Source organism: Leucobacter sp. GX0328, assembly GCF_053567315.1.
Genome location: NZ_JBSGPC010000001.1, coordinates 1,397,937 through 1,422,957 on the forward strand (window position 1 = coordinate 1,397,937; position 25,021 = coordinate 1,422,957).

Below are 25,021 nucleotides of genomic sequence, written 5' to 3' on the forward strand. Positions count from 1 at the left end.
CCTCGTGGATCCCTGATTCAGCGAGGGGGATCAGCGGCTGCGATCGGGTGCGATTGCGAGCCTCGGTTGTTACCCAACCTTTACCCGCCGGGTATCAGGGCGAGGTATTTGTGGGGTAATCTCATGAACAGAAGCGCAAGCTTTGTAACGACATTAGTTCTAAACACACGATGGAGTGAAGACGATGAAGTCACGTATGGCCCGTTGGGGCAAAGTAGGACTCGGAGCGCTCGCCGCTGCAGGTGCGCTCGCGCTCGTGGCGTGCGGCACCCCCGCAGGCGCGGGCGGCGCAGGCGGCGGTAGCGCCGCTGCGGATCAGCCGGAGCTGAAGGTCGCGCTGGTCACCCACGCGGCCCCCGGCGACACCTTCTGGGACACCATCCGCGCGGGCGCGGAGGACGCCGCGGATAAGAACAACATCGAGCTGCTCTACAGCTCGGACCCGGACGGCGCACGCCAGGCGCAGCTCGTGCAGCAGGCGGTCGATCAGGATGTCGACGGCATCGTCGTCACCCTCGCGAAGGCCGACGCCATGTCGGGCGAGGTCAAGAAGGCCGTCGAAGCGGGCATCCCCGTCTTCAGCATCAACGCCGGTGAGAACGAGTTCAAGGAGATGGGCGTGCTCGCCCACTTCGGTCAGAACGAGTTCATCGCGGGCCAGGCCGCGGGCGAGCAGTTCAACAACGCTGGTCTGACCCGTGTCGTCTGCGTGATCCAGGAGCAGGGCCACGTCGGCCTCGAGAGTCGCTGCGAGGGGCTCGCCGACACCTTCACCGGCCAGTCCGAAGTGCTGTACGTGCAGGGCACCGACATGACCAACGTTGCCTCGACCATCACCTCGAAGCTGCAGACCAACGCCGACATCGACGGCGTCCTGACCCTCGGGGCTCCGTTCGCGATGACCGCGATGGATTCGATCAAGGATGCGGGCTCCTCGGCGGTGCTCGCCACCACCGACCTCAACGCCGACGTCTACAAGTCGATCAAGGACGGCACCATCCTCTTCGGCATCGACCAGCAGCCGTTCATCCAGGGCTACGAGTCGGTCGAGGCCGTGCGTCTCTACAAGCAGGGCGGCTACGTGCTCGGCGGCGGCCAGGCAGTGCTGACCGGCCCCGCGGTCGTCAACGCCGACAACTACGAGAGCGTCGCAGCCCAGTTCGAGAAGGCTGCCGACTCCGAAGAGTCCGAGTAATCCGGGACTCCCAGGCGTAGCGAAAGCAACACATGTCTACAACAGCAGCCCCCAAGGCCGACGAACGGCTGGCCTCCGGCAACCTGTTCACCAGGTTCTTCACGAAGCCGGAGGCCGGCGCGGTCGCCGCAGCCCTTCTCCTCGCGATCCTCTTCATCGCGGTCGCGCCCCAGTTCTCGCAGCCGTCATCGATCGCCACCATCCTCTACGGCGCCTCGACGGTCGGCATCATGACCGTCGGCGTATCCCTGCTGATGGTCGGCGGCGAGTTCGACCTGTCGACCGGCGTCGGCGTCATCTTCTCGGCGCTCTCGTCGTCCCTGTTCATCTACTGGTTCGGCGGCAACGTCTGGATCGGCGTGATCTTCGGCCTCTTCACCTCGCTCCTGCTCGGCTTCGTGAACGGTTGGCTGCTGACGAAGACGAACCTCTCGAGCTTCATCGTCACCCTGTCGACGTTCTTCATGATCACGGGCCTGAACCTCGGCGTCACTCGCATGATCACCGGCGGCGTCGCGGCTCCGTCGATCGCGCAGTGGCCCGGATTCGAATCCGCAGCCGCCGTGTTCGCCGCCGACATCCCGCTCTTCGGCATCTCGGTGAAGATCACGGTGCTCTACTGGATCCTGCTCGTCATCGTGGCGACCTGGATTCTGCGCCGCACCCGGATCGGCAACTGGATCTTCGCCGCAGGCGGAGCTCCCGACGCCGCTCGCGCCGTGGGCGTGCCGGTCGCGAAGACCAAGATCGGCCTGTACATGGGCGTCAGCTTCTGCGCGTGGCTGCTGGGCATGCACCAGCTCTTCGCGTTCAAGACCGTCCAGTCGGGCGAGGGCATCGGCAACGAGTTCCTCTACATCATCGCCGCGGTCGTCGGCGGATGCCTGCTCACGGGCGGCTACGGCTCCGCGATCGGCGGCGCGATCGGCGCCCTCATCTACGGCATGGCGCTCAAGGGCGTCGTGTACGCGGAGTGGAACCCGGACTGGCTGAAGTTCTTCCTCGGTGCGATGCTGCTCGGCGCCACCGTGCTGAATCTCTGGCTGCAGCGCCGCGCAGGCAAGGGAGGCAAGAAATGACCGAGACAGCAACCAACCGGGTGCCGCTGGTCGAGCTGCGCGACGCCGAGAAGCGCTACGGCAACATCATCGCCCTGCGCGATGTCAGCCTGAAGGTCGCCGCCGGCGAAGTGATGTGCGTGCTCGGTGACAACGGCGCCGGCAAGTCGACGCTGATCAAGATCATCGCGGGTCTGCACCAGCACACCGGCGGCGAGTTCCTCATCGACGGAGAAGCGGTCAAGCTCGACTCCCCGCGCGAGGCTCTCAACAAGGGCATCGCGACGGTGTACCAGGATCTCGCGGTCGCCCCGCTCATGCCGGTGTGGCGCAACTTCTTCCTCGGGTCCGAGATCACGAAGGGGTGGGGGCCGTTCAAGCGGCTCGACATCGACTTCATGAAGAAGACCGCGAAGCAGGAGCTGCTCGATATGGGCATCGATCTGCGCGATGTGGATCAGCCGATCGGCACCCTCTCGGGCGGTGAGCGCCAGTGCGTCGCGATCGCGCGTGCGGTGTACTTCGGTGCGAAGGTGCTCATCCTCGACGAGCCGACCGCCGCCCTCGGCGTGAAGCAGTCGGGCGTGGTGCTGCGCTACATCATCCAGGCGCGCGATCGCGGGCTCGGCGTGATCTTCATCACGCACAACCCGCACCACGCCTACCCCGTAGGCGACCGGTTCTTGCTGCTCAAGCGCGGCCAGAGCATCGGCTACCACGAGAAGAGCGAGATCTCGCTCGAGGAGCTCACCGGTCTCATGGCCGGCGGCGCCGAGCTGGAGCAGCTCGTGCACGAGTTGCGCAGCGTGGGTACGTCGACGGATGCCGTTCGCACGATCCGCGACGAGATCGAGGGCGACGAGGCGGCCGGCGTCGGCCGCGTCCAGGTCACGGAAGCCGTGACCGTCGTGCCTCCCGAGGAGCTCGACGGCAAGTAGGTCTTGCCGCTGCTCGTCAGCAGGGCGCTCATCCGCAGGGATGGGCGCCCTGCTGCGTTGTGCGGGCGAGCGCCCCACCCGGTTTCAGCCCGGCAGGATCTTGAAGGAGCGCAGCCGGTCGCCGGCGACGGTGGCGATCGCGGTGCTCTCGCCATTGAAGACGCGGCTCTTCCAGCCGAAGCGCACCTCGATCTCGTCACCATCGACGGTGGTGCCGAGCACCGTCATGTGCGCGCCGGCGCCGATCGCATCGGTCGCGGCCCAGCTGCGCAGACCGTCAGGGCCGTTGAGCACGCGCCCCCAGTCGTCGACGAAGCCGTCTGCGGTGAACGCTGCGACGAACGCGTCGGTGTCGGCGCTGTTGATCGCGTCGACGAAGGCCTGGAGCGGAGCGGGAGTCGTGTTGCCGTTCATGCGGCGATCATAGGGTCGGGGCCTGCGAAAGCGGAAGCCCCTGCGCGGAATCACTGAGGGCGGATCCGCCCCGCGCCGGACGACGCCACCGACGGGGGAGCGGTCGAGGCCCGCAGGTGCAGCGACGGCGCGAGCAGCGTGCTGCGCGGTTCGACAGGCCGGTGGCCGGGGCCCGCGGCAAGCGCCTCGAGCGCGTACTCGGCTCCGATGCGACCGAGCGTGCGCGCCTGCTGGTCCACGCTCGAGAGCGCGACCCCGGGCAGGGCGGCCGCGCGGGTGTTGTCGTAGCCGATGACCGAGAGCTCGCCGGGCACCGGGATGCCGAGTTCGGCGGCCGCCGTGAGCACGCCGAGCGCGGCGATGTCGTTGTCGGCGAAGATCGCGGTCGGGCGGTCGGCCGCACGCAGCACGGCGGCCGCGGTCTCGGTCGCGTCGGCGAGCGAGAACCCGGTGTCCTGGATGAGCGGTCGGAGACCCGCGGCGCGCATCGTCTCGCGGTAGCCCGCGCGCCGCTCCGAATAGTGGGGGGCCACCGGCGGCATCAGATGCAGGATGCGGCGATGCCCGAGATCGATGAGGTGCTGCGTCGCCAGGGATCCCCCCAGCCGGTCGTCCGCGGCGACCGAATCGATGCCGGGCACGAGCCGGCTGACGACCACGAACGGCGTCGACGCGGCGAGCGAGGCGAGCTGCGCATCCGAGAGCATGCTGCCGGAGACGATGGCCGCGTCGACGCGGGCGCTCAACAGGCTCTCGACGGCGGCGAGCTCATCGCCGCGCTCGGGCCGGGCGGCGGCGAGCACGAGCTTCTGCCCGGGAGCCCCGGCCTCGACGGCCCCCTCGGCGGCGCCCGGTTCTGCGCCGCCGAGCGCGTCGCGCACGCCCTCGGCGATCTCGATGAAGACTTCGTTCGTGAGGTCGAGAATCGACAGGCCGATCGTGTTCGTGCGCTTGGAGGCGAGGCGGGCGGCGATCGCGTTGTGGCGGTAGCCGAGGCGCGCGCCGGCGGCGAGCACCTTCTCGATCGAGGCGCGGCTGGGGCCTTTGGCGCCGCGGTAGACGAGCGACACCGTTGCACGTGAAACTCCGGCCTCGCGCGCCACGGTCTCCATGGTCGTCGCCGAGGCGGGGGCGGCCCGGTGCGACTCGGTCATGCGGCTCCCTGCTCTCTCGCGGCGTCTGCGGCGATTGCGCGCCGCCCTCAGACTATCCGGCGACCGGTGCGACCGGCACGGCACGGCCCGAGGCGGAGCTGTCGAGCGCTGCCTGCACGACGCGCATCGGGTGCACCGTGGCCGCGAAGGTCGTGTCGATGGGCCGGCCGAGTGCGACGGCGGCCACGAACTCCTGCACCTCGGCCATGAAGGCTTCGCCGTAGCCGGTGCCCGTGCCGCGTGCGCGCATCGGCGACACCTCGCTGTAGTAGGGCATCGCGGGGCCGGCGATGACGCGGCGGGGGCCGTCGTCGCCCGGGCGGGCGCCCTCGAGCTCGTAGATCGTGTACTCGTTGTACTTGCTCGAATCGAAGGACACGTGCCCGCCCGAGCCGAAGACCTCGATGCCGAGCTCGTTCGGCTTGCCCGCTGCGATGCGGCTGATCTGCAGCGACCCGACGGCGCCCGACGCGAAGCGCACGGTGAGCAGGGCGGTGTCGTCGTTGGTGACGGGCGCGGTCTCGGTGTCCGAGACGGTCTGCGTGTGGCCGATGCCGCCGGTCGCGATGGGGCGCTCGGTGATCCGCGTGTCGAGCAGCGACGCCGAGACCTCCGAGATCGGTCCGAGGATGTGCGCGAGCGCATCGATGGCGTGACTGCCGAGGTCGATGATCGCGCCGCCGCCGCTGCGCTGCTGGTCGAAGCGCCAGGTGTGCGCGCCGCGGGGGTCGAGCGCGTAGTCGGCGTAGTAGTGGGCGCGGGCGAACGTCGGCGTGCCGATGCGGCCCTCGGCCACGGCGCGGCGGGTCGCTGCGAGCGCCGGGATATGGCGGTACGAGAAGCCGACGGCGGCGACGACGTCGTGGCGCTGGGCGACCGCTGCCAGCTCCTCGGCTTCTGCAGCCGAGACGCCGAGCGGCTTCTCGGCGAAGACGTGCTTGCCCGACTCGATAATGCGCGCGAGCACGTCGCGGTAGACGAAGTTCGGCAGGGCGACGCTGACGGCGTCGATCGACGGGTCGCTCAGGATGTCGTCGACGGAGGCTGCGGTGCGGGCGAACCCGTAGCGCGCCGCGATCTCTTCGGCGAGTGCGGTGTTCGGGTCGACGATCGTGTCGAGTTCGACGCGCACGCCCGCGAGGGAGTCGGCCATGGCGGCGTTGCGGTAGCCGAAGGCATGGGCCTGACCGGCGAAGCCGGCGCCGACAACGGCTACTCGAATGGTCTGTGTCATGCGCGTGTTCCTCGTCTCATGGGGGAAGATAGGGGTAATCGCTCAGTAACTTAGAGCGCTCTAAGTAAGTATTAGAACGCGGATCGACCCCTCGTGTCAATCGTGGGGTCGGCACGGTCCGCGTCGGCGTCGGCGGCGAAGGAGCATGATGGCGCGAAGAATCACGGCGGGGCATCGAGTGCTCATCGCCGCCCTGGTGTGCGGCGGCTTCGGCATCGGCGTCAGCGAGTTCATCGTCATGGGCCTGCTGCCGCAGATGGCCGCCGACCTCCTGCCCGAGCTGTATGCGGCGAACACCGAAGCGGCGCTCGCGGCCAGCGGGGGAGTCGCCGCGGCCTACGCGCTGGGCGTCGTCGTCGGGGTCGCGGTCACGCCGCTCGTCATCCGGCGGCTCTCCGAGCGCTCGGCGCTGCTCGTCTGCGCCGGGCTCATGCTGCTCTGGACCCTGCTCCTGGCCCTCGCCCCGACGCTGACGGTCGCGCTCGCCCTGCGCTTCCTCGCCGCGCTCACGCATGCGAGCTACATCGGCGTCGGCGCGATGGCGGCCGCCCACATGCTGGGCTCCAACAACTACGGCCGCGGCAGCGCGATCGTGCACGGCGGCCTCGCCGGCGCGAATCTGCTCGGGGTGCCGGTGCTCACGGCGCTCGGCGCCAGCTGGGACTGGCGCGTCATCATCGCCGCTGCGGCGCTGCTGTTCGCGGTGCCCTTCGTCGCGCTGCTCGCGATCTCGCCCGCGAGCGACGTCGGCTATGTCGTGGCCGACACGGGCAGCGCCTCGACCGACGGTGCGCGCAGGCGCCTGCGAGGCGCGCTCTTCGTGCTCGTCGGCGCCGCCGTGCTCATCGCGGCGAGCGGATTCGCGATCGTCACCTACGTCGCGCCGGTCGTCGACTGGGCCCAGGGCGGCCCGGGGAGCGGCTGGCTCAGCGCCGCGACCGGCATGCTCGCCTTCGGCATCGGCATGAATCTCGGCAACTTCGTCGCGGGATGGTTCGCCGACCGCGCGGCCGGGCCCGCCTTCGTGCTCTCGGCCGCAGCCGGAGCGGTGGGGGCGGTGCTGCTCATGCTGCCCGTCGGCAGCCTCGGCACGGCCCTCGCCCTCGCGCTGGTCGGAGCGGTGCTCGGCGGCACCGGCCCCTCCGGGCAGGTGCTCTACATGCGCGAACTGAAGCGGTTCCCGCGTCTCGCCTCGTCGCTGCCATCGGGCGTCGGCAACCTCGGCAGCTTCGTCGGCTCGCTCGCCGGCGCGGGGCTGCTCGCCACGGGCGGGGTGGCTGCGCTGCCGGTCGGCTCGCTCGCCCTCGTCGTGATCGGGCTGCTGTGCTTCGCGGGGCGATCCCTGACGAGAAAGAAGTAGCCCGAACCCCGCGATTCGCTTGACATCTCGGCGCCCGGGTTCTTACAATTTGGACCGGTCCATATTGCGCTCGCGACGCGCAGGGAATCATCTCAGGGCCCAGGGATCACCGCCGATGCACGGTGCCGCGTAGACGCAGGCACTTCGAGAGGAAGAAACGATCATGCAGATCAACGAAGACGGCACCACGACGGTCGGCGTCGGCCTCATCAGCGTCGGCTGGATGGGCCAGCTGCACAGCCGCGCCTACGCGAACCTGCGCTACGCGTACCCCGACCTGAAGATCCGCCCGCGCCTCGTGCACGCCGCCGACCCGGCGCCCGCCCGCGCCGAGGAGGCCGTCGAGGTGCTCGGCTACGAGAAGGCCTCGGCCGACTACCACGAGGTGCTGAACGACCCCGAGGTCGACGTCGTCTCGATCTGCGCCCCCAACTTCCTGCACGCCGAGATCGGCATCGCCGCCGCGAAAGCCGGCAAGCACTTCTGGATCGAGAAGCCCGTCGGTCGCGGCGAGGACGAGACCCGCTCGGTCGCCGAAGCCGCGGCAGAAGCCGGTGTCGTGTCGTCGATCGGCTTCAACTACCGCCACGCGCCCGCCATCGAATACCTGCGCGAGCTCGTCGCCGAGGGCAAGCTCGGCCGCATCACCAATGTGCGCGGCCAGATGTTCGCCGACTACTCGGCAGACCCCCGCGGCGCCCTCTCGTGGCGCTTCGTGAAGGGCCTCGCCGGCAACGGCGTGCTCGGCGACCTCATAGGGCACCTCGTCGACCTCGTGCAGTACTCGCTCGGCCCCATCGCCGAGGTCACCGCGCTCACCTCGACCGTCTACACCGAGCGCCCCGAACTGCCCATGGGCACCGGCACCCACTTCGCCCTCATCGAAGACGGCGACATGAAGCCCGTCGAGAACGAGGACTACGCGGCCATGCTCGTGCGCCTCTCGGACGACGCCGCGGCGTCGGGCGCGGTCGGCACCCTCGAGGCATCCCGCGTCTCCGTCGGCCCGCGCGCCAGCTACGGCATCGAGATCTACGGCACCGAGGGCTCCGCGCACTGGGACTTTGAGCGCATGAACGAACTGCACCTCTCGGGCGGCCTCGAGACCTCGAACCAGGGCTACACCCGCATCATGGCGCGCCCCGGCATGGGCGACTTCTCCCGCTTCCAGCCCGGCGCCGGCACCTCGATGGGCTACGACGACCTCAAAGTCATCGAAGCCAAGAAGTTCTTGCAGGCCGTGCTCGGCCGCGAGGCGCTGAACTCGAACATCCAGGATGCGCTGTCGGCCGCCCAGGTCGTCACCGCCGCCGAGCGCTCCGCCGAGACGCGCGCCTGGGAGCAGAGCGCCCCCGTCGCCGGCACCACGGCCTCGCTGCAGAACGACCGCTGATCCCTGTAGCATCGCCGTCGACGGCACCACTCGTACCTCACTCCCCACCGAATCAGGAGTCAACATGAACGTTCGCATCGCCTCGGCGCCCATCAGCTGGGGAGTCATCGAGGTACCCGGCTGGGGGCTGCAGCTCGACCGCGGTCGCGTGCTCTCGGAGATGGCATCGCTCGGCGTGACCGCGACCGAGTTCGGGCCCGAGGGCTTTCTGCCCGACGCGCCCGCCGAGCGCGCCGCAGTGCTCGCCGAGGCCGGCATGACCGCCGTCGGCGGCTTCTTCCCGATCGTGCTGCACCGCTCGGACGCCGACCCGCTGCCCGCCATCGAGCGCGAGCTCGAAGCCTACGTCGCCGCCGGCGCGAGCACCATGGTGCTGTCGGCCGTGAGCGGCGCAGCAGGCTACGACGGGGCCGCCGCCCTCACCGACGCCGAATGGGAGACGCTGCTCGCGAACCTCGACCGCGCCCTCGACGCCGCGGCCGCCGTCGGCGTCGTCGCCACGCTGCACCCGCACCTCGGCACCGTCGTCGAGGCGCCCGAGGCCGTCGAGCGCGTCATCGCCGGCTCGCGCGTCGGCCTCTGCCTCGACACCGGCCACTACACGCTCGGCGGCGGCGACCCCGTCGCGTTCGTGCAGCAGCACGCCGCCCGCATCGTGCACGCGCACCTGAAAGATGTCAGCCTCGAGGTCGCCGCCCGCGTGCGCGCCGGCGAGATCGACTACCGCGAAGGCGTGCGCCAGGGCATGTACCAGGCGCTCGGCGAGGGCGATGCGCACGTCTCCGAGATCATCGAAGCGCTCATCGCCGCCGGCTACAGCGGCTGGTACGTGCTTGAGCAGGATACGGTCGTCGAGAACGAGGCCGACGCGGTGCGGGCCTTCGAGAACGCCCGCCGCAGCGTCGACTTCATCAAGGCGGCGGTTGCCGCATGAGCACGACTGCGCCCGGTACCGCGTCAGCGTCGATGCGCATCGGGCTCCTGGGCGCCTCGCGCATCGCGGAGGAAGCGATCACCATCGCGAGCCGCGAGACCGGCGACGTGCGCGCCGCGGTCGCCGCGCGCGACCCCGAGCGTGCGCGCGAATTCGCGACCGAGCACGACTACGACCGCGTGCACGACGACTACGAGGCGCTCCTCGCCGACGATTCGCTCGACGTCGTCTACGTCGGCCTGCCGAACGGCCTGCACGCCGAATGGACCGTGCAGGCGCTCGCCGCCGGGCGCAACGTGCTCGTCGAGAAGCCCTTCGCGTCGAACCTCGCCGAGTTCGACGCCGTCGCGGCGCGGCTCTCGCGTTCGGCGGGCTGGGCGTGGGAGGCCTTCCACTACGTCGACCACCCGCTCTTCGCCCGCATCATCGAGATCGTGCGCTCCGGCGAGATCGGCGAGCTGCAGGCCGTGCACGCCCGCATGGCCATGCCCGCACCCGACTCCGCCGACCCTCGCTGGAGCTTCGACCTCGCAGGCGGCGCCCTCATGGACGTCGGCTGCTACGCCATCAACGGGCTGCTGGCCTTCGGCGAGGCGTTCGGCCTGCCGCTGACGCTGCAGTCGGCATCGGCCACGGCGGGCGAGGTCGACCCGCGCATCGACACGTCGGTCGACGCGATGTTCGCGCTCGGCGGGTTGCCCGCGACGATGTTCACCAGCATGGTGCACGAGGGCTGGGACTTCAGCTTCGAGGTCGTCGGCAGCGCGGGCTCGGTCTTCGCGCCCAACTACGTGAAGCCGCAGCAGGACGACCGCGTGATCGTGCGCGGTGCTGGTGCTGGTGCTGGTGCTGGTGGTACCGGTGCTGGTGCTGGTGATTCGGAGCGCGTTGAGCACCTCGGCACCCGATCGAGCTACATGTACCAGCTCGACCACTTGCGCGCCGCCATCGCGAACGGCGAGCGCGACGCGGCCGTGCTCGCGCGCTCACGCCGCACCATGGAGCTCATCGACGCCGTCTACGAGGCGAGCGGCCTGCCGCTGCGTCCGAGCCGGCTGCTCGGCTGAGCGCCGGGCCTCGGCGATCCCTGGAGTGGCCGTCCCGCCTCGGCTGCACACGACCCGAACTTCGGCTCTCACCCGTATTTCGGATGAGAACCGGTGATTTGCTCCGAAGTTCGGGTGAGAGCCGAAGTTCGGGCGACCTGACACCCCACACGACTACGAAGGAGTACTCATGCAGCAGCTGATGCAAGACAAGGTTCTGCTCGTCACCGGCGGCACGCAGGGCCTCGGCCTCGCGATCGCCGAGGCGGCGTTGCGCGAGGGCGCGAGCGGAGTCGCGATCGTCGGCCGGAGCGCCGAGAAGGCCGAGCGGGCCGCCGCGCAGTTGCGCGAACTGGCGGCGAACGAGTCGAGCGACCTCGCCGCCGCGGGAGTGCTGCCGATCGTCGCCGACATGGCGGCCGCCGGCGAGGCCGAGCGCGCCGTCGCCGAGACCATCGCGGAGTTCGGCCGCATCGACAGTCTCGTGAACGCCGCCGGAGCGACGAGCCGCGGCACCCTGCTCGACACGACGCGCGAGCTGCTCGGCGAGCACCTCGCCGTGAACCTGGTGGCGCCGTTCATGACGATGCAGGCCGCCGTCGCCGATATGAAGGGGCGCGGGGCACCCGGCACGATCGTGAACATCGTCTCGATGGCGATGCACGGCGGTCAGCCCTACCTCGCGCCGTACACGGCATCGAAGGCGGGCCTCGCAGGCCTCACGAAGAACGTCGCCTTCGCGCACCGCTTCGACCGCATCCGCATCAACGGCCTCAACATCGGCTGGACGGCGACGCCCGGCGAAGCGGTGACGCAGCAGACCTTCCACGGCGCGGCCGACGACTGGCTCGCGGAGGCGGCTGCCGCGCAGCCGATGGGCAAGCTCGGTCAGCCCGACGAGATCGCCGACGCCGTCGTCTTCCTGCTGAGCGATCGCAGCGGCGTCGTGACGGGGTCGCTCATCGACTGGGACCAGAACGTGCCCGGCGCCTACGACCAGTAGGCTCGCGGCCCCTGCCCCTGCCCCTGCCCCGCCCCGTCTCCGCTTCCGCTCTTACGCGCCCACGCTCCTCTTGCCCAGACAAAGGGTCGAGACTTGGGGTTTTCGCGCGCGCGGACCCCAGATCGCGACCCTTTGTTTGACCGATCGCGGGAGCAGAAGCCCTCGACGTCGCATTCGAAAGCCACGCGCCAGTATGGCTATACTTCTGGCTATACTGGCGTCATGTCGACCTACAGCGTGTTCGAAGCGCGGAACGGCCTGTCGCGGCTGATCGCCGAGGCCCGCTCCGGGGCGGAAGTGGTCATCGCGAACCGCGGAGAGCCCGTGGTGAAGCTCGTGCCGGTCGCGCCCGCTGCGCCGGATACATCGGGGGTCGCGGCCGCGGCATGGCTCGCGGCGCATCCGCTCCCGGCGCGCCTCGCGCGCCCCGCCGACGAACTCGACGCGCAGATCGCCGAGACCCGGGAGTCATGGGAGTGATCTACCTCGACAGTTGCATCGTCATCTACGCGGTCGAGGACGCGGGCGAGCGCGGTTCACGAGTGCGCGGGGCGCTCGCCGCCGCCGAAGACGTCGTGGCGGTGAGCCCACTCGTGGCGCACGAGTGCCTGGTCGGCCCCTATCGCGCGCGGGATCTCGAGCTGAGGGACCACTACCTCGAGTTCATCGACCGGCTCGAGCGGGTCGCACTCGATACGGACGTGTTCCTGCGGGCGGCCGAGCTCCGTGCGCACACCGGATTGCGCACGCCAGATGCCCTGCACCTCGCGGCGGCACAGCATGCGGGCTGCGCTGAGCTGTGGACCAACGACCAGCGGTTCGCGAAGGCCTCTCGCGGATTGGCGCGCAACATTCTCGAGGGATGACGTTCCGGCGCAAAATGCCGGAGGGCGTATCTATTCGCGACGGGTCGGACGTGCCGAACCTGTCAGAGAAACGGTCCGGACGCTCGGTCGGCGGAGACCGTACGGAGCGCGCTGCGGGCGCGCATTCAGCCCTCCGCCGATAGGGGAGCGGGCGAGGTGGTGCTTCTCGGCGCGAAAGAGATGATCGGTCCCGCGACAGGAGTCCTTAAATACGCCTGCATCGTTTCCAATTCGTGACCGAGTTTGTTTTGACAAAGGTATCGACGAGGATACATAATCTTAAACGTACCTTCTCCGGTACATTTAAGCTCGGACAAGGAAGTCTTTGTGACTACGACGATTCTTATTCCCGAACCCCAGGAGGCGGGGCAGCAGCCGAAGATGTCTCGGCGGCGTGCTGCGGCGAAAGCGCCGTTGGGGTACCGTCTTCGCCTCTATATGCAGAACCCGGTCGTCACGATCGGCGTGCTCGCGCTCATTCTGTTCGCCTATTTGATCATCGCCCCGATCGTCTCGTTGCTGATCGACGGGGCCGTGGTGCATCGCCAGGACACGATGATCACGCAGCAGGAAGAAGGCAGTCTCACTTCCTACTATCTGTGGCGGGTATTCGCTTCGCCGCAGGCGGCTTCGATCTTCTGGGAGCCTCTCGCCAATACGCTGACCATCGCGCTGTGCAGCATCGTGCTCGCCCTGGCGGTCGGCATTTCAGCCGCGTGGCTCATGGTGCGCACCAATATGTGGGGTCGCAAGTGGTTCGCGACCGCGCTGATCGTGCCCTACATGCTGCCGGCGTGGACGTTCGCACTCGCGTGGGTGACCATGTTCAAGAATCGGACGACGGGCGGTCAGGCCGGTTGGCTCGAGAACCTCGGAGTCGTGGTGCCTGACTGGTTGTCGTACGGCAAAGTCCCCATCATCTTGATTTTCGCTGCGCACTTCTCGCCGTTCGTGATCATGCTCGTCGGCAACGCGCTGAAGCGGTTTGATTCGACGCTCGAGGAATCGGCGAAGCTGCTGGGCGCTTCTCGAGCGAAGGTCACCTTCACGGTGGTGCTCCCGTTGCTCAGGCCCGCGCTGATCTCCGCTGTCACACTGATCTTGGCGAAGGTGCTCGGTGAATTCGGCGTGGCCTACGTGCTGGGCCTGCCGGTGAACATGAACGTCCTCGCGACGAGCCTCTACCGCAATATCTACAGCGATCAGAAGGGTTCGGCCGCAGTCATCGTCGCGGTCATCGTGCTGATCGGTGCGATCTCGCTGTGGGTCGACATGCATTTCCTGCGTGAGGCGAAACGGTTCGTCACGATCTCGGGCAAGAGCGGCTCAAGCAATACCGTCGCGAAGCTCGGGAAGTCGCGCATCTTCGCAACGCTCGGGTGCACGGGCCTATTCCTCATCAGCGTCGCGATCCCGCTGATCGTGCTGGCGCTGTCGACGGTGATGAAGCTGCCGGGCGTGTTCCGGGCCGAGAACTTCACGTTGTCATTCTGGACCGGCCGTGATCTGTCCACGATAGGTTTCCCCGATGGGGTGCTGTTCAACTCCGAGGTGTGGGGTGCGGCATGGAACAGCCTGTGGATCGTCGGCCTCGCGGCGATCATGGCCGGCGTCATGGGACTGATCGTCGGGTACGTCATCGTCCGATCGCAGTCGAAGTTCGTGTCGGGCTTCCTGCGGCAGATGGTGTTCTTCCCGTACCTCGTCCCCGGCATCGCGTTCGCCGTCGCCTACCTGTCGCTCTTCGCCGTGCAGCGGGGCCCGATCCCTGCGCTCTACGGAACCGCCGCCATCCTCGTGCTCATCTACTTCACCGAGCAGATGCCGTTCGCCTCGCGTGCCGGGATCTCCGCGATGATGCAGCTGGGCTCCGACCCGGAAGAAGCCGCGCAGATGTCGGGCGCGGGCTGGTGGCGCCGCTTCTTCACGATCGTGCTGCCGATCCAGAAGGGCGCGCTCGCGACCGGCATGGTGATGGCGTTCATCTCGGGGGTGAAGAGCCTGTCGCTGGTTGTCATCCTTGCCGTGCCCGGAATGGACGTGCTGACGACGCTGTCGATCCGGCTCCTCGATGTGGGCTACTCGCAGGCCGGTAATGCGGTCGTGCTGCTGGTCGCGGCGATCGCGTTCATCGGCACCTACACAGTGCAGAAAGTAATGAAAACCGATCTTGCTCAGGGAATGGGAGGCTGATATGCCCACGATCACACTTGACGGTGTCGTCAAGAACTATGGCGGAGACACCAATGCGGTCGAGGACCTCGACCTCACTATTAACGACGGCGACTTCATGTGTCTGCTCGGGCCCTCGGGCTGCGGCAAGACGACGACGGTGCGCATGATCGCGGGTCTTGAGAACATCACCGACGGCAGAATCGCGATCGGTGACACCGTCGTGGACGAGCCGAAGGCGAACAGGTTCGTGCCGCCCGAGAAGCGGGATATCGGTCTCGTGTTTCAGAGCTACGCGCTGTGGCCGCACCTATCGGTCGCGGACAATGTGGATTACGGGCTGAAGCTGCGCAAGGTGTCCAAGGCGGAACGCGCCGAACGCGTTACGAAGATGACGCAGAAGCTCGGTATCGCCCCGTACGTGGATCGATATCCGGCCCAGCTGTCGGGCGGACAGCAGCAGCGGGTCGCGTTGGCGCGCATGCTCGCCGTGAACCCGCAGCTGATGCTGCTAGACGAACCGCTCTCGAATCTGGATTCGCGTCTGCGCCTGGAGATGCGAGCCGAGTTGAAGCGCATTCATGAAGAGTTCAATGCAACGGTCGTGTTCGTCACACACGATCAGTGGGAAGCGATGACGCTCGCGACCCGGGTCGCGGTGATGAATCAGGGCGTGCTGCAGCAGGTGGGCTCCCCGATGGACATCTACGACCGTCCCGTGAACCGTTTCGTGGCGAACTTCCTCGGAGTGCCCCCGATGAACTTCATCGAGATGGGCGAGGCATCGCCGCAGCAGGCTCACGCTGCTGTGTTCGTGGAAGCCCACGGTGTTGCTGCCGGTGGGATTGGTTCGGTGGGCGTGCGCCCCGAGACGCTTGCGGTCGAGCAGCCGAACCCCGCGCGGGTGCCGGGCGGGCTGGTACTGCCCGGCCGGGTGGAGTCGGTGATGCCTACTGGCGGTTCGTGGACGGTCGAGGCTTCGGTGGGCGGTCAGCGGGTGTACGCGACGACATTGCAGCGGGGCGAGCTGCAGACCGGTGACGACATCGAGCTCGTCGCGAACGGCAGCCAGGTCCATGTGTTCGATACGAATGATCAGCGAGTAGAGGTAGCCCAGTAATGACGAACATCCAAGAGCTCAGCGAGTTCACGCTCCGTATCGCCCGCGAGGCCGGAGCGATCGCGATGGAGGGATTCCGTAACCGGGACCTCGGCATCGATGTGAAGGCCGATTTCCACGACATGGTCACGAAGTACGATCGGGCCTGCGAGGAGCATATCCGCGGCGCGATCTTGACGGCGTACCCGGATTCCACGATCGTGGGCGAGGAAGAAGGCGCGAGCGAAGGATCGGGCCCGCTGTCGTGGCATATCGATCCGATCGACGGCACGGCGAACTTCGCTCGCGGGATCGCGATGTGGGCCGTGAGCATCGGTATCGCGCTCGACGGGGAGATGGTCGTGGGGGTGGTCTACGACCCTGCGAACGACCACATGTTCTGGGCTGATGATCGCGGTGCGTTCCTGAACGACGAGCCGATGCACAGCTGGGGGTTCCCCGCAGCCGAGCAGGCGACCGTCGTGATGAACTATCCGCTGCCTCGCGATCTCGTTCATTACCCCGAACTCGCACTCGAACAGTTCGCCTCGGTGACGAATCAGTTCGCGCAGGTGCGCGCGCTCGGCAGCAGCTGCATCACCCTGTGTTGGGTCGCTGCCGGATGGGTCGACGCGACCATTTCATTCGAGGCGCATTCATGGGATGTCGCCGCGTCGGCGTTCATCATCCGTCAAGCCGGCGGCATGTATTCCACGTACGGTGATGGCGAGCGCCTGCCGGAGCGCCGCGACTATGAGAACCCGCACTACTACGCCACGATTCCCGGCGGTGATTACCCGATCCTCGAAGAGATCATGCGCACCCAGAGCAAACGGCCGCTCCCGGTCGGGTACTGAGATTTCATCACCTACAACCTCAACAGAAAGACAGTAAGGAGCTCGAAGATGAGTAAGACGATGACGCGACGCCTGGGGGCCTCCGCCGGCCTGCTGCTGGCCCTCGGGCTGGGGGTGACCGCATGCGCCCCTCCCGGGGTAGACGGTGGCGGCGAGGCGCAGAAGGACGAGAAGCAGCAGGTCGAATTGCAGCCCGATGAGACGAAGGAGGGCTTCGACCTCGATGAGCTCGTCGCTGCGGCGCAGAAGGAAGGCCCGATCACGGTCTACGACGAGACCGGCAAGGTCACGCAGATCACCGAAGCGTTCACCGAGAAGTACGGCATCGATGCCGAGGGCGTGAAGATCGAGACGAACGCGATCGACAAGGTCAAGCGCGAGCACGACTCGGGCAACATCATCGCCGATGTGCTCGCGATCTCCGAGCCGCCCGCCTTCTACTCCGAGCTGCTGCGCGACGGCATCCTCACGAACTGGGTGCCGGGCGACGTCTATGACAAGCTGCCCGAAGACGCTCGCTACCCGTACCTGACGAGCGGAAACTGGCTGTGGTGGATGTACAACTCGGAGACGTACGGTGACACCTGCCCCGTATCGAACATCTGGGAGCTCACCGATGACGAGTGGAAGGGCAAAGTCGCGATCCCTGATCCTGAAGCGCGGGCGATGTATACGAACATCTGGAACCAGTCGGCGCGCGACCATGCCGATGCGTGGGCGAAGGCCTACGAGGAGCACTACGGCGAACCGCTCGAGACCGAGGAGGAGACCGCGTTCCACGAGTGGCTGAAGCGTCTCGCCCCGAATGCGGCGGTGTTCAAGAGCGACGAAGAGGTCTCGGAGGCCGTCGGCGCGCCCGGTCAAGAGGCGCCGCCGGTCGGCCAGACCTCCGCCGCGAAGCTCCGCAACAATGATGAGAAGGGCTATCAGATGGCCCCCTGCGCAGGTCTCGACCCCTACGTCGCCGGGCCCATGCCGCAGACGATGGCCTACGCATCGAAGTCGAAGAGCCCGAACGCTGCGAAGCTGTACATCCACTTCGCGACCTCGCAGGAGGGCATGGAGTTCATCATGCCCGACGGCAAGCGCTCCTACAATCCCGATGTCGTCGCGCCCGAGGATGCCTACGGGCTCGATCCGCTGATCGCCGACGAGGCGCAGCCCTTCAGCACGGAGTATCTCGAAGACGACTATAAGAACACCGTTTTCTGGCAGGACTTCTGGCGCTCGAACCGCTGACCTCGCCGATGATGGTTGTGGCGGGGTCGGAAAGCGGCCCCGCTACAGTCTCACATGAGTACGTCGAAGTACTCGGCTGGAAGAAACCCCCGCTGATCATTGATCGGTATCGAAGCCGAAAGGGACATGGCGTGAGAGCAGTATTCGAAGAGACCTTTCGGCCTGTGGACCATACGAGTTCCATTCCGTTGTATTTGCAGATCGTCTTCCAGTTCGACCATGCCCTGCGGTCGGCCAGGCTCTCGCGCGATGCCCTGCTTCCATCCGAGAACGAGCTCTGCGCCGGGTTCGGAGTGGCACGGTCGACACTCCGGCGAGCGATGGGCAAGCTTGAGGAGCGCGGCATCGTGGCGCGCGAACGCGGTCGTGGCAAGGGCACACGGATCGTGCACGCTGCGCCGATCAGCCGTACACCGGGCAGCTTCGCCACTCTCTTCGACGCGATCTCGGCATCGGCCAGGAAGCCGCTTTCGAAGGTGCTGACCTTCGAGGAGATGACAGTCGATGATGAGTTTGCTGAACTGAGCGAGTTCCCGCCGGGGGCCTCTGTCGTGCATATTCTGCGTCACCGCAGCGCGAACGATGAACCCGTCGCCGTGCTCGAGAACTGGGTGCTCTCCGAGTACGTGGCGTTCGAGCCGGAACGACTGGAAACCGAGAGCATGGAAGCACTCCTCCGCGAGAGCGGTGTGCGCATCCACCATGCCGAATTCGAGTTCCGGGCGGTTCTCGCGATGGGCGACACGGCGCGATTCATGGGCATTCCGGAGGGTACACCGGTGATTCAAGAAGAACGCCGTTCGTTCAACTCCAGGTGTCAGTACGAGTATTCATCGCATCATAATCACCCCGAGAACGATCGTCTTCGAGGGATCGCCTCGCCGTGACGCGTGAAGAGGGGGCCGCAAGCGGTGCAGAGCAAGGAATCAGGAAGGGCTCAATGCCGAGTATGGACACTGTTGCACTTCGAATTTCTGCTGAGATTGCGGCCCGCGACGGCGCAGTCGAAGCTTTAGCCGGCTTTCGGCTTCCGAATCTCGCGGTCTCCGAGAAGAGCGACAAGCACGACCTCGTCACCGAGTACGACTCCCGCAGCGAAGAGACGATTCGCCGGGTGCTGCTGGAGCGCCACCCCGGCTCGGCCGTGCTGGGCGAGGAAGGCGGCGCCATCGGTGCGGAGAACGCCCGTCTCGTCTGGCACGTCGATCCCATCGACGGCACGGCTGCCTACGCGACCGGTTTGGCGCTCTGGTGCATATGCATCGGAGCCGAGGTCGACGGCGAGATCGTGGCGGGTGTGGTCTACGACCCGGTTGCCGAGCAGATGTTCTCCGCGGATGAGGGCGGAGCATGGCTCAACGGCACGCAGGAGCTGCATGCTCGCGGGCGCACCGAGCCGGGATGCGCTACGGTGATATCGCACTTCCCGTGGCCGCGTGATCTCGTCTGGGCGCCTGACGAAGCCATGCAGCAGTTCCGGCAGATGACCGAGGATTTCGCTACGGTCCGCTGCCTCGGTAGCGGCGCTATGGGTATGTGCTACCTCGCTGCCGGGTGGGCGGACGCCGTACTGAACCTCGGCGCGAATTCGTGGGACGTCGCGGCAGGGGCATTCATCCTCCGCCGGGCCGGAGGCGAATATCGGGCCTACGCCAACGGCGAACTCGTCGACCCGAGGCGCGACCACTACTGCGGAAACTACGTCGGAACGGTTGCCGGCGCACGTTTCCCCGCACTCGATGAGCTGGTCCAGTTCCAGAGCGGCCGTGACGAACTCTGACCTCAAAACCACCTGTGCCGGCGGAGCTCCATCACTCCATCGTCGCTCCGTCGGCACAGGTTCCTCTCGAGCGCTTCCTCGGCATCGTCCCCAGGCCCTGGCGGTTGGTCGGTGGAAGCGCCAGCGCCGAGAACATAGAACTTCTGGAGCGCTCCAAGTTCTGCTTGAGCGAGAGCCCACCAGCGGCTAGATTCGAATCGAACAGTTTGTCAGCACAAACGGGACGCACCGGTGACCCGGTCGCCGCGCGAAGGAGCACCACCATGAGAATCGGCATCATCGGCACCGGCGTGATGGGCGCCTTCCACGCCCAGTGCCTGCACTCCGAGGTCTCGGGGGCGACGGTCGCAGCCGTCGCCGATGCCGATATGGAGCGGGCCCGGGCCGCGGCGGCCGCGATCCCCGGCTGCCTCGCATTCGACAACGCGCAGGATCTCATCGACCACCCCGACGTCGACGCCGTGCTCATCGCGTCGCCTGATTTTCTGCACGCCGAGCAGACTCTCGCCTGCATCGCCGCGGGCAAGCCGACGCTCTGCGAGAAGCCGCTGTCGTATTCGGTCGAGGACGCGACCCGGGTCGTCGACGCCCACCGTGCCGCGGTGAACGGCGGCACCGCTCTCGTGCACCAGGGCTTCATGCGCCGCTTCGACCCCGATTACCTCGCGCAGAAGCGCGAGGTCGCGAGCGGCGCGCACGGCCGCCCCGTCATGGTGCACTCGATCGGCCGAGGCGTGACCTCGGGCCCCGGCGCCACCGACGAGACGGTCATCTTCAACTCGGCCATCCATGATCTCGACCTCGTGCCCTGGCTGCTCGACTCCCCGGTCACCGAGGTGAGCTGGCACGCCCCGAGCACCCCGTCGAGCACGGCGGGCGTGTTGCGCGACCCCTTCCTCCTCCTGCTGCGCACCGCCGACGGCGCGCTCTCGACCGTCGAGGTCTTCCTCAACGCCCGCTACGGCTACGACATGCGCTGCGAGGTCGTCTGCGAGACCGGCACCGTCGCCATCACCGAGCCGCACCGGCTCGCCGTCGCGACCGGGCTGTCGACGCGCACGGGCATCCCCGAAGACTTCCGCCCCCGCTTCGCAGAGGCCTACCGCCTCGAGCTGCAGGAGTGGGTGACCGCGCTGAACGAGGGCCGCGCGCCGACGCTCGCCACGGTCGAGGACGGCGCGATCGCGACCCGGGTCGCCGCGGCCGCGGTCGCGTCGATGCGCAGCGGCGGGGCGTTCGTGCAGGTCGAGGACACCCAGGGATCGGCGGTTGCCCGATGACCGCGAGCGCCGCGCCCGCCGGCACTGCGCTCTCGGGCTCCTCGCCCGCTCGCGTCATGCCCCAACCGCGCGTGCCCGACCCGCTGGCCGGCCCGGTCAAGCGCTGGGCCGTTCTCGGCACCGGCTGGATCGCCGCCCGCTTCGTCGAGGCCCTGCAGCAGCACACGAACCAGCGGGTCGTCGCCGTCGGGTCGCGCAGCACCGCCCGCGCCGAGGAGTTCGCGGCGGAGCACGGCATACCCGAGGCCTGCGGCAGCTACGAAGACCTGGTCGCCGCTGACGTCGACGTCGTCTACGTCGCGACCGGTCACCTCGAGCACCTCGCGCATGCGACGCTCGCGCTCGAGGCCGGCAAGCCCGTGCTCGTCGAGAAGCCGATGACCCCGCGTCTCGCCGACACCGAACGCCTCGTCGCCCTCGCCCGTGCGAAGGGGCTCTTCGCGATGGAGGCCGTCTGGACGCTGGCGCTGCCGCGCTATTCGGTCGTGCGGCAGATCATCGAGAGCGGCATGCTCGGCGAACTCGTGCAGGTGTCGGCCGAGTTGGGCGAGCGTCTCGTCGACCACCATCGGGCGATGGACCCGGCGCAGGGCGGCGGCGCCATGAACGACATCGGCAGCTACGTGATGATGTTCGCGAACGAGATGCTGCCCGGCGTGCAGGTGCGGTCGGCGAGCGGGCCGCGGCACGCGAGCGGGGCGGTCGGCCAGTTCCATGCGCTGCTCGAGACGAGAACCGGTCGGCAGGCCGCCGTCGCCGCGACGATGCTGGCCGACACCCCGACCCGCGCATATGTCGCGGGCGCCGAGGCGACCCTCGTGCTCGACGGGCCGTTCTACCAGCCCGGCCCGGTCGTCGTGCGGTTCCACGACGGCGGCGAACTGCGCTACGACGAGCCCGCGCTCGCGCATACCCAGCTCTTCTGGGAGGCGCTCGAGGTCGCGCGCTGCCTCGACGCGGGTCTCGCCGAGTCGCCGCTGCGCCCGCTCGACCGGACGCTCGAGACGGTCGCCCTCATGGAGCGGGCGCGCGAACTCATGGGCGATCCGCTGCCGTAGCAGGGCCTGCCGCTCGGCAAGGATCGCGTCTCGGCAGGGATCGTCGCGCATGCTGCGACCCCTGCCGAGCACTGGTTACGAGACGCGCAGCCCGGTCTCCGCGTCGAAGAGGTGCAGGTGCGACGCGTTCGGCGTGAGGGTGACGACCTCGCCGGCGACGGGGTGGTTGCGGCCGTCGACGCGCGACACGATCTCGATGCGCTCGGAGGCGCCGGCGATGTGGCCGTAGAGGTAGCCGTCGGCGCCGAGCTCTTCGACGAGATCGATCTGCACCTGGATGCCGGGGCCGCCGGCCGGGCCGACGACGAGGTCTTCGGGGCGCACGCCGAGGGTCGCGGTCGATCCGGTGGTCGCGGCGAGGGTCGCGGCGGGCACCGGCAGGAGCGCGTCGCCGAGCTTCGCGCCGTCGGCGGTGAGGTCGACCGGCAGCAGGTTCATCGACGGCGAGCCGATGAAGCCCGCCACGAACACGTTGTTCGGGGTCTCGTAGAGTTCGCTCGGGGTGCCGACCTGCTGCAGCTTGCCGGCGTTCAGCACGGCGATGCGGTCGCCCATGGTGAGGGCCTCGGTCTGGTCGTGGGTGACGTATACGGTCGTGACTCCGAGACGGCGCTGCAGGGACGCGATCTGGGTGCGGGTCTGCACGCGCAGCTTGGCGTCGAGGTTCGACAGCGGCTCGTCCATCAGGAACACCTGGGGCGAGCGCACGATCGCGCGGCCCATCGCGACGCGCTGGCGCTGGCCGCCCGAGAGCGCCTTCGGCTTGCGGTCGAGGTACTCCTCGAGGTCGAGCATCTTCGCGGCCTCTTCGACGCGGGCCCGGCGCTCCTCCTTCGAGACGCCGGCGATCTTCAGGGCGAAGCCCATGTTCTCGGCGACCGTCATGTGCGGGTAGAGCGCGTAGTTCTGGAACACCATCGCGATGTCGCGATCCTTCGGCGGCGTCTGCGTGACGTCGCGGTCGCCGATGGTGATGCGGCCCGAGCTGGCCTCTTCGAGGCCGGCGAGCATGCGCAGCGTGGTCGACTTGCCGCAGCCCGAGGGCCCGACGAGTACGAGGAACTCGCCATCCGCGATGTCGAGATTGAGGTCGTCGACCGAGGGCCTCGTGGCCCCGGGGTAGACGCAGCTGATATTTTCGAACGCAACAGTTGCCATGATTTTCCTCCACCGGCAGGTACGTGCCGGACGATCCGTAGTGAAGTGAACGGCGGTCTATGCGGCCGCCGCGGCCCGTCGTTGGGCCGGGTTCAGGTTAGCACTTTCTCCAGGGATCGCCGAGACTCATTTCTCCATGAGCTGGGCGGCGAGCTGCAGGAGTTGCGGCTCCGAGCCGCGGCGTCCGATGAGCTGCGCGCCCATCGAGAGGCCGCCGGGCAGTTGCAGCGTCGGCACGGCGATCGCGGGGAGGCCCGCGACGTTGACCATCGAGGTGAAGGGTGTCCATTCGCACTGTGCGCGGTAGTCGTCTTCGGGGGCGAGGCGCATGAACGCGCCGATCTCGGGCGGCGCTGCGGCGAGCCCGGGTGTGAGCACGGCATCGTACTCGCCCCACTGGGTGCGGAAGTCGGCGGCGATCTGTGTGAGCGTGGCGGCCGCCGCGAAATGCTCTTCGGTGGTGCGGGCGAGGGCGCGATCCCTGAAGAATCTCGTGAAATCGGTGAGTAGGATATCGGCACCCTCGGGGAGTGGCAGCAGGGAGAGCCCGGCCATCCAGCAGTGCCCGAAGATCTCGGGGTAGCGCGGGTCGTAGGTGAAGCGGGCGTCTTCGACGTGGTGTCCACGGGCGGCGAGGCGGTCCGCAGCGATGCGCCATGCTTCGCGTGCTTCGGGGGAGAGCGGCGTCGGATGCGCCGCCTCAAACGGCGATGCGGTGCTGAGGCCGATGCGGAGGCTCGTGAGTGCGTCGGCGTCGCGCACACCGGACAGGGTGGCCGCGGCGCCGCGGCCCTGTTCGCCTCGCATGGCGTCGTAGAGCATGGCGGCGTCGAGGGCGTTGTGTGCGAGGGGGCCCGAGACGACGAGCCGTGGCGCGCCGAAGGCGTCGACCGGGCCCTCGGCGAGGTCGGTCTCGATCGCACCGAGGCCGGGCTTTAACCCGACGAGGCCGCACGCGAGGGCGGGAATACGCACGGAGCCGCCGCCGTCATTCCCGGGAGCCGCGGCGAGAATGCCGCCCGCGACAGCCGCGGCGCTGCCACCGGATGAGCCACCGGGTGTGCGCGAAAGATCGAGCGGGTTGCGTGCGGGGGCGGCGACGAGGTTCTCGGAGTAGGCGTTCAGGCCGAGTTCTGGCACCTGGGTTTTGCCGAGCGAGATCGCGCCTGCCGCTCGCAGCGCCGCGACCCCGGGGGCGTCGTTCTCAGCGACCGTGGTTGGCATGGCGGCGGTGCCGTAGCTCGTTGGGGCCCCGGCCACCTCGAGCAGATCCTTGTGTGCGAGGGGGAAGCCGTGGAGCGGCGGCAGCTGTGCCCGAGCATCGGGGGAGGTCGCCGCGAAGCGTGTGTCAGCGGCGCGCGCCTCTTCGAGGGCGCGTTCGGCAGTGAGGGCGATGAACGCACCGAGTTCGGGCCGCGCTGCGATGCGCGCAAGAGTCGCTTCGGCGGCCTCGGTTGCGGTGATATCGCCGCTGCGCAGGGCGTCGCGGAGTTCGATCGCTGATCGGGGCAGTTCGTTCATGGCTCCACTGTATTGACCGCGCCGTCGCGCGTCACGGTTTTCTCGTGCCGCGGGGCTGCTCCTGGTCTGTTCGGGGTGGCTTCTGGTCTGTTCGGGGCCGCCCTGGGGTGCCCCGGTCTGTCCGAAGTCGCCCGGTGCCGCCCCGGGCCACCCTAGTCAAGACACGCCGACTTCGTTAGACTTCAGGGTCAGGACTTGCTGTTATCGCTCACAAAGATTGTGAGCGATAACAGATCCGGGATAGTTCCCAGCCGCGTCGAGG

23 protein-coding genes are annotated in these 25,021 nt (G+C 67.9%); 18 read left to right on the forward strand and 5 right to left on the reverse strand.

Annotation, left to right across the window (positions count from 1 at the left end):
• The first annotated feature begins 184 nt into the window (after positions 1 to 184).
• From ACUYTF_RS06395 to ACUYTF_RS06405, 3 genes are read left to right on the forward strand one after another with little or no spacing between them, the layout of a single operon-like run.
• Entirely contained in the window at positions 185 to 1,195 is a 1,011-nt protein-coding gene (locus ACUYTF_RS06395) for a substrate-binding domain-containing protein (RefSeq protein ID WP_449279494.1), read from the forward strand.
• A 32-nt stretch (positions 1,196 to 1,227) separates the two neighbouring features.
• On the forward strand, positions 1,228 to 2,274 hold the full coding sequence (locus ACUYTF_RS06400) for an ABC transporter permease subunit (protein ID WP_434141888.1): 1,047 nt from the start codon (positions 1,228 to 1,230) through the stop codon (positions 2,272 to 2,274).
• Positions 2,271 to 3,191: an ATP-binding cassette domain-containing protein gene (locus tag ACUYTF_RS06405; RefSeq protein WP_434141887.1), complete on the forward strand. Its 921-nt coding sequence runs from the start codon at positions 2,271 to 2,273 to the stop codon at positions 3,189 to 3,191. The genes ACUYTF_RS06400 and ACUYTF_RS06405 overlap by 4 nt, the downstream gene beginning before the upstream one ends.
• Before the next feature lie 84 nt (positions 3,192 to 3,275).
• Here ACUYTF_RS06405 and ACUYTF_RS06410 read toward each other — a convergent pair whose 3' ends face one another.
• From ACUYTF_RS06410 to ACUYTF_RS06420, 3 genes are read right to left on the reverse strand one after another with little or no spacing between them, the layout of a single operon-like run.
• Positions 3,276 to 3,605 carry a nuclear transport factor 2 family protein gene (locus ACUYTF_RS06410; protein WP_434141886.1) on the reverse strand — a complete coding sequence of 110 codons (330 nt, stop codon included), beginning with the start codon at positions 3,603 to 3,605 and terminating at the stop codon, positions 3,276 to 3,278.
• A 50-nt stretch (positions 3,606 to 3,655) separates the two neighbouring features.
• A complete protein-coding gene (locus ACUYTF_RS06415; protein ID WP_434141885.1) occupies positions 3,656 to 4,759 on the reverse strand; it encodes a substrate-binding domain-containing protein in 1,104 nt (367 codons plus the stop codon).
• 52 nt (positions 4,760 to 4,811) lie between these two features.
• The gene (locus tag ACUYTF_RS06420) at positions 4,812 to 5,993 is read right to left on the reverse strand and encodes a Gfo/Idh/MocA family protein (protein ID WP_434141884.1); all 1,182 of its coding nucleotides are present in this window, start codon (positions 5,991 to 5,993) and stop codon (positions 4,812 to 4,814) included.
• Positions 5,994 to 6,141: 148 nt separating this feature from the next.
• On the opposite strand from ACUYTF_RS06420, the gene ACUYTF_RS06425 reads away from it, so the two are divergent.
• The 15 genes from ACUYTF_RS06425 (at position 6,142) to ACUYTF_RS06495 (ending at position 22,080) form a co-directional block, all read left to right on the forward strand.
• Positions 6,142 to 7,353 (forward strand): MFS transporter, encoded by a 1,212-nt coding sequence (locus ACUYTF_RS06425; protein ID WP_434141883.1) that lies wholly within the window; start codon positions 6,142 to 6,144, stop codon positions 7,351 to 7,353.
• Positions 7,354 to 7,516: 163 nt separating this feature from the next.
• Entirely contained in the window at positions 7,517 to 8,746 is a 1,230-nt protein-coding gene (locus ACUYTF_RS06430) for a Gfo/Idh/MocA family protein (RefSeq protein WP_434141882.1), read from the forward strand.
• Positions 8,747 to 8,810: 64 nt separating this feature from the next.
• Entirely contained in the window at positions 8,811 to 9,680 is an 870-nt protein-coding gene (locus ACUYTF_RS06435) for a TIM barrel protein (RefSeq protein WP_434141881.1), read from the forward strand.
• Positions 9,677 to 10,747 (forward strand): Gfo/Idh/MocA family oxidoreductase, encoded by a 1,071-nt coding sequence (locus ACUYTF_RS06440; protein ID WP_434141880.1) that lies wholly within the window; start codon positions 9,677 to 9,679, stop codon positions 10,745 to 10,747. Before ACUYTF_RS06435 ends, ACUYTF_RS06440 begins: the two co-directional genes overlap by 4 nt.
• Before the next feature lie 169 nt (positions 10,748 to 10,916).
• A complete protein-coding gene (locus ACUYTF_RS06445) occupies positions 10,917 to 11,729 on the forward strand; it encodes an SDR family oxidoreductase (protein WP_434141879.1) in 813 nt (270 codons plus the stop codon).
• 222 nt (positions 11,730 to 11,951) lie between these two features.
• Positions 11,952 to 12,209, forward strand: coding sequence for a type II toxin-antitoxin system prevent-host-death family antitoxin (locus ACUYTF_RS06450; protein ID WP_434141878.1), 258 nt, complete (start codon positions 11,952 to 11,954; stop codon positions 12,207 to 12,209).
• On the forward strand, positions 12,200 to 12,595 hold the full coding sequence (locus ACUYTF_RS06455) for a PIN domain-containing protein (RefSeq protein ID WP_434141877.1): 396 nt from the start codon (positions 12,200 to 12,202) through the stop codon (positions 12,593 to 12,595). The genes ACUYTF_RS06450 and ACUYTF_RS06455 overlap by 10 nt, the downstream gene beginning before the upstream one ends.
• Positions 12,596 to 12,922: 327 nt before the next feature.
• A complete protein-coding gene (locus ACUYTF_RS06460) occupies positions 12,923 to 14,788 on the forward strand; it encodes an ABC transporter permease subunit (protein ID WP_434141876.1) in 1,866 nt (621 codons plus the stop codon).
• A gap of 1 nt (position 14,789) precedes the next feature.
• The gene (locus tag ACUYTF_RS06465) at positions 14,790 to 15,887 is read left to right on the forward strand and encodes an ATP-binding cassette domain-containing protein (protein WP_434141875.1); all 1,098 of its coding nucleotides are present in this window, start codon (positions 14,790 to 14,792) and stop codon (positions 15,885 to 15,887) included.
• A complete protein-coding gene (locus ACUYTF_RS06470; RefSeq protein WP_434141874.1) occupies positions 15,887 to 16,723 on the forward strand; it encodes an inositol monophosphatase family protein in 837 nt (278 codons plus the stop codon). Before ACUYTF_RS06465 ends, ACUYTF_RS06470 begins: the two co-directional genes overlap by 1 nt.
• A gap of 48 nt (positions 16,724 to 16,771) precedes the next feature.
• Positions 16,772 to 17,962 carry an ABC transporter substrate-binding protein gene (locus tag ACUYTF_RS06475; protein ID WP_434141873.1) on the forward strand — a complete coding sequence of 397 codons (1,191 nt, stop codon included), beginning with the start codon at positions 16,772 to 16,774 and terminating at the stop codon, positions 17,960 to 17,962.
• A gap of 131 nt (positions 17,963 to 18,093) precedes the next feature.
• On the forward strand, positions 18,094 to 18,849 hold the full coding sequence (locus tag ACUYTF_RS06480; protein WP_434141872.1) for a UTRA domain-containing protein: 756 nt from the start codon (positions 18,094 to 18,096) through the stop codon (positions 18,847 to 18,849).
• Entirely contained in the window at positions 18,846 to 19,742 is an 897-nt protein-coding gene (locus ACUYTF_RS06485) for an inositol monophosphatase family protein (protein ID WP_434141871.1), read from the forward strand. The genes ACUYTF_RS06480 and ACUYTF_RS06485 overlap by 4 nt, the downstream gene beginning before the upstream one ends.
• 263 nt (positions 19,743 to 20,005) lie before the next feature.
• Positions 20,006 to 21,022, forward strand: a complete 1,017-nt coding sequence (locus ACUYTF_RS06490) for a Gfo/Idh/MocA family oxidoreductase (RefSeq protein ID WP_434141870.1) — start codon at positions 20,006 to 20,008, stop codon at positions 21,020 to 21,022.
• Positions 21,019 to 22,080, forward strand: a complete 1,062-nt coding sequence (locus ACUYTF_RS06495) for a Gfo/Idh/MocA family oxidoreductase (protein ID WP_434141869.1) — start codon at positions 21,019 to 21,021, stop codon at positions 22,078 to 22,080. The genes ACUYTF_RS06490 and ACUYTF_RS06495 overlap by 4 nt, the downstream gene beginning before the upstream one ends.
• 75 nt (positions 22,081 to 22,155) lie before the next feature.
• Here ACUYTF_RS06495 and ACUYTF_RS06500 read toward each other — a convergent pair whose 3' ends face one another.
• Both ACUYTF_RS06500 and ACUYTF_RS06505 read right to left on the reverse strand, forming a co-directional pair.
• Positions 22,156 to 23,238 carry a sn-glycerol-3-phosphate ABC transporter ATP-binding protein UgpC gene (locus ACUYTF_RS06500; RefSeq protein ID WP_434141868.1) on the reverse strand — a complete coding sequence of 361 codons (1,083 nt, stop codon included), beginning with the start codon at positions 23,236 to 23,238 and terminating at the stop codon, positions 22,156 to 22,158.
• A 126-nt stretch (positions 23,239 to 23,364) separates the two neighbouring features.
• Entirely contained in the window at positions 23,365 to 24,759 is a 1,395-nt protein-coding gene (locus ACUYTF_RS06505; protein WP_434141867.1) for an amidase family protein, read from the reverse strand.
• Between the last annotated feature and the right edge of the window lie 262 nt (positions 24,760 to 25,021).

What these genes read in the sequence shown, in the direction of transcription:
- ACUYTF_RS06425 (WP_434141883.1), top strand. Translation starts at nt 6,142, where the DNA reads ATGGCGCGAAGAATCACGGCGGGGCATCGAGTGCTCATCGCCGCCCTG.
- ACUYTF_RS06490 (WP_434141870.1), top strand. Translation starts at nt 20,006, where the DNA reads ATGAGAATCGGCATCATCGGCACCGGCGTGATGGGCGCCTTCCACGCC.
- ACUYTF_RS06430 (WP_434141882.1), top strand. Translation starts at nt 7,517, where the DNA reads ATGCAGATCAACGAAGACGGCACCACGACGGTCGGCGTCGGCCTCATC.
- ACUYTF_RS06410 (WP_434141886.1), bottom strand. Translation starts at nt 3,605, where the DNA reads ATGAACGGCAACACGACTCCCGCTCCGCTCCAGGCCTTCGTCGACGCG.
- ACUYTF_RS06495 (WP_434141869.1), top strand. Translation starts at nt 21,019, where the DNA reads ATGACCGCGAGCGCCGCGCCCGCCGGCACTGCGCTCTCGGGCTCCTCG.
- ACUYTF_RS06440 (WP_434141880.1), top strand. Translation starts at nt 9,677, where the DNA reads ATGAGCACGACTGCGCCCGGTACCGCGTCAGCGTCGATGCGCATCGGG.
- ACUYTF_RS06445 (WP_434141879.1), top strand. Translation starts at nt 10,917, where the DNA reads ATGCAGCAGCTGATGCAAGACAAGGTTCTGCTCGTCACCGGCGGCACG.
- ACUYTF_RS06400 (WP_434141888.1), top strand. Translation starts at nt 1,228, where the DNA reads ATGTCTACAACAGCAGCCCCCAAGGCCGACGAACGGCTGGCCTCCGGC.
- ACUYTF_RS06395 (WP_449279494.1), top strand. Translation starts at nt 185, where the DNA reads ATGAAGTCACGTATGGCCCGTTGGGGCAAAGTAGGACTCGGAGCGCTC.
- ACUYTF_RS06465 (WP_434141875.1), top strand. Translation starts at nt 14,790, where the DNA reads ATGCCCACGATCACACTTGACGGTGTCGTCAAGAACTATGGCGGAGAC.
- ACUYTF_RS06500 (WP_434141868.1), bottom strand. Translation starts at nt 23,238, where the DNA reads ATGGCAACTGTTGCGTTCGAAAATATCAGCTGCGTCTACCCCGGGGCC.
- ACUYTF_RS06455 (WP_434141877.1), top strand. Translation starts at nt 12,200, where the DNA reads ATGGGAGTGATCTACCTCGACAGTTGCATCGTCATCTACGCGGTCGAG.
- ACUYTF_RS06475 (WP_434141873.1), top strand. Translation starts at nt 16,772, where the DNA reads ATGAGTAAGACGATGACGCGACGCCTGGGGGCCTCCGCCGGCCTGCTG.
- ACUYTF_RS06435 (WP_434141881.1), top strand. Translation starts at nt 8,811, where the DNA reads ATGAACGTTCGCATCGCCTCGGCGCCCATCAGCTGGGGAGTCATCGAG.
- ACUYTF_RS06505 (WP_434141867.1), bottom strand. Translation starts at nt 24,759, where the DNA reads ATGAACGAACTGCCCCGATCAGCGATCGAACTCCGCGACGCCCTGCGC.
- ACUYTF_RS06405 (WP_434141887.1), top strand. Translation starts at nt 2,271, where the DNA reads ATGACCGAGACAGCAACCAACCGGGTGCCGCTGGTCGAGCTGCGCGAC.
- ACUYTF_RS06415 (WP_434141885.1), bottom strand. Translation starts at nt 4,759, where the DNA reads ATGACCGAGTCGCACCGGGCCGCCCCCGCCTCGGCGACGACCATGGAG.
- ACUYTF_RS06450 (WP_434141878.1), top strand. Translation starts at nt 11,952, where the DNA reads ATGTCGACCTACAGCGTGTTCGAAGCGCGGAACGGCCTGTCGCGGCTG.
- ACUYTF_RS06470 (WP_434141874.1), top strand. Translation starts at nt 15,887, where the DNA reads ATGACGAACATCCAAGAGCTCAGCGAGTTCACGCTCCGTATCGCCCGC.
- ACUYTF_RS06420 (WP_434141884.1), bottom strand. Translation starts at nt 5,993, where the DNA reads ATGACACAGACCATTCGAGTAGCCGTTGTCGGCGCCGGCTTCGCCGGT.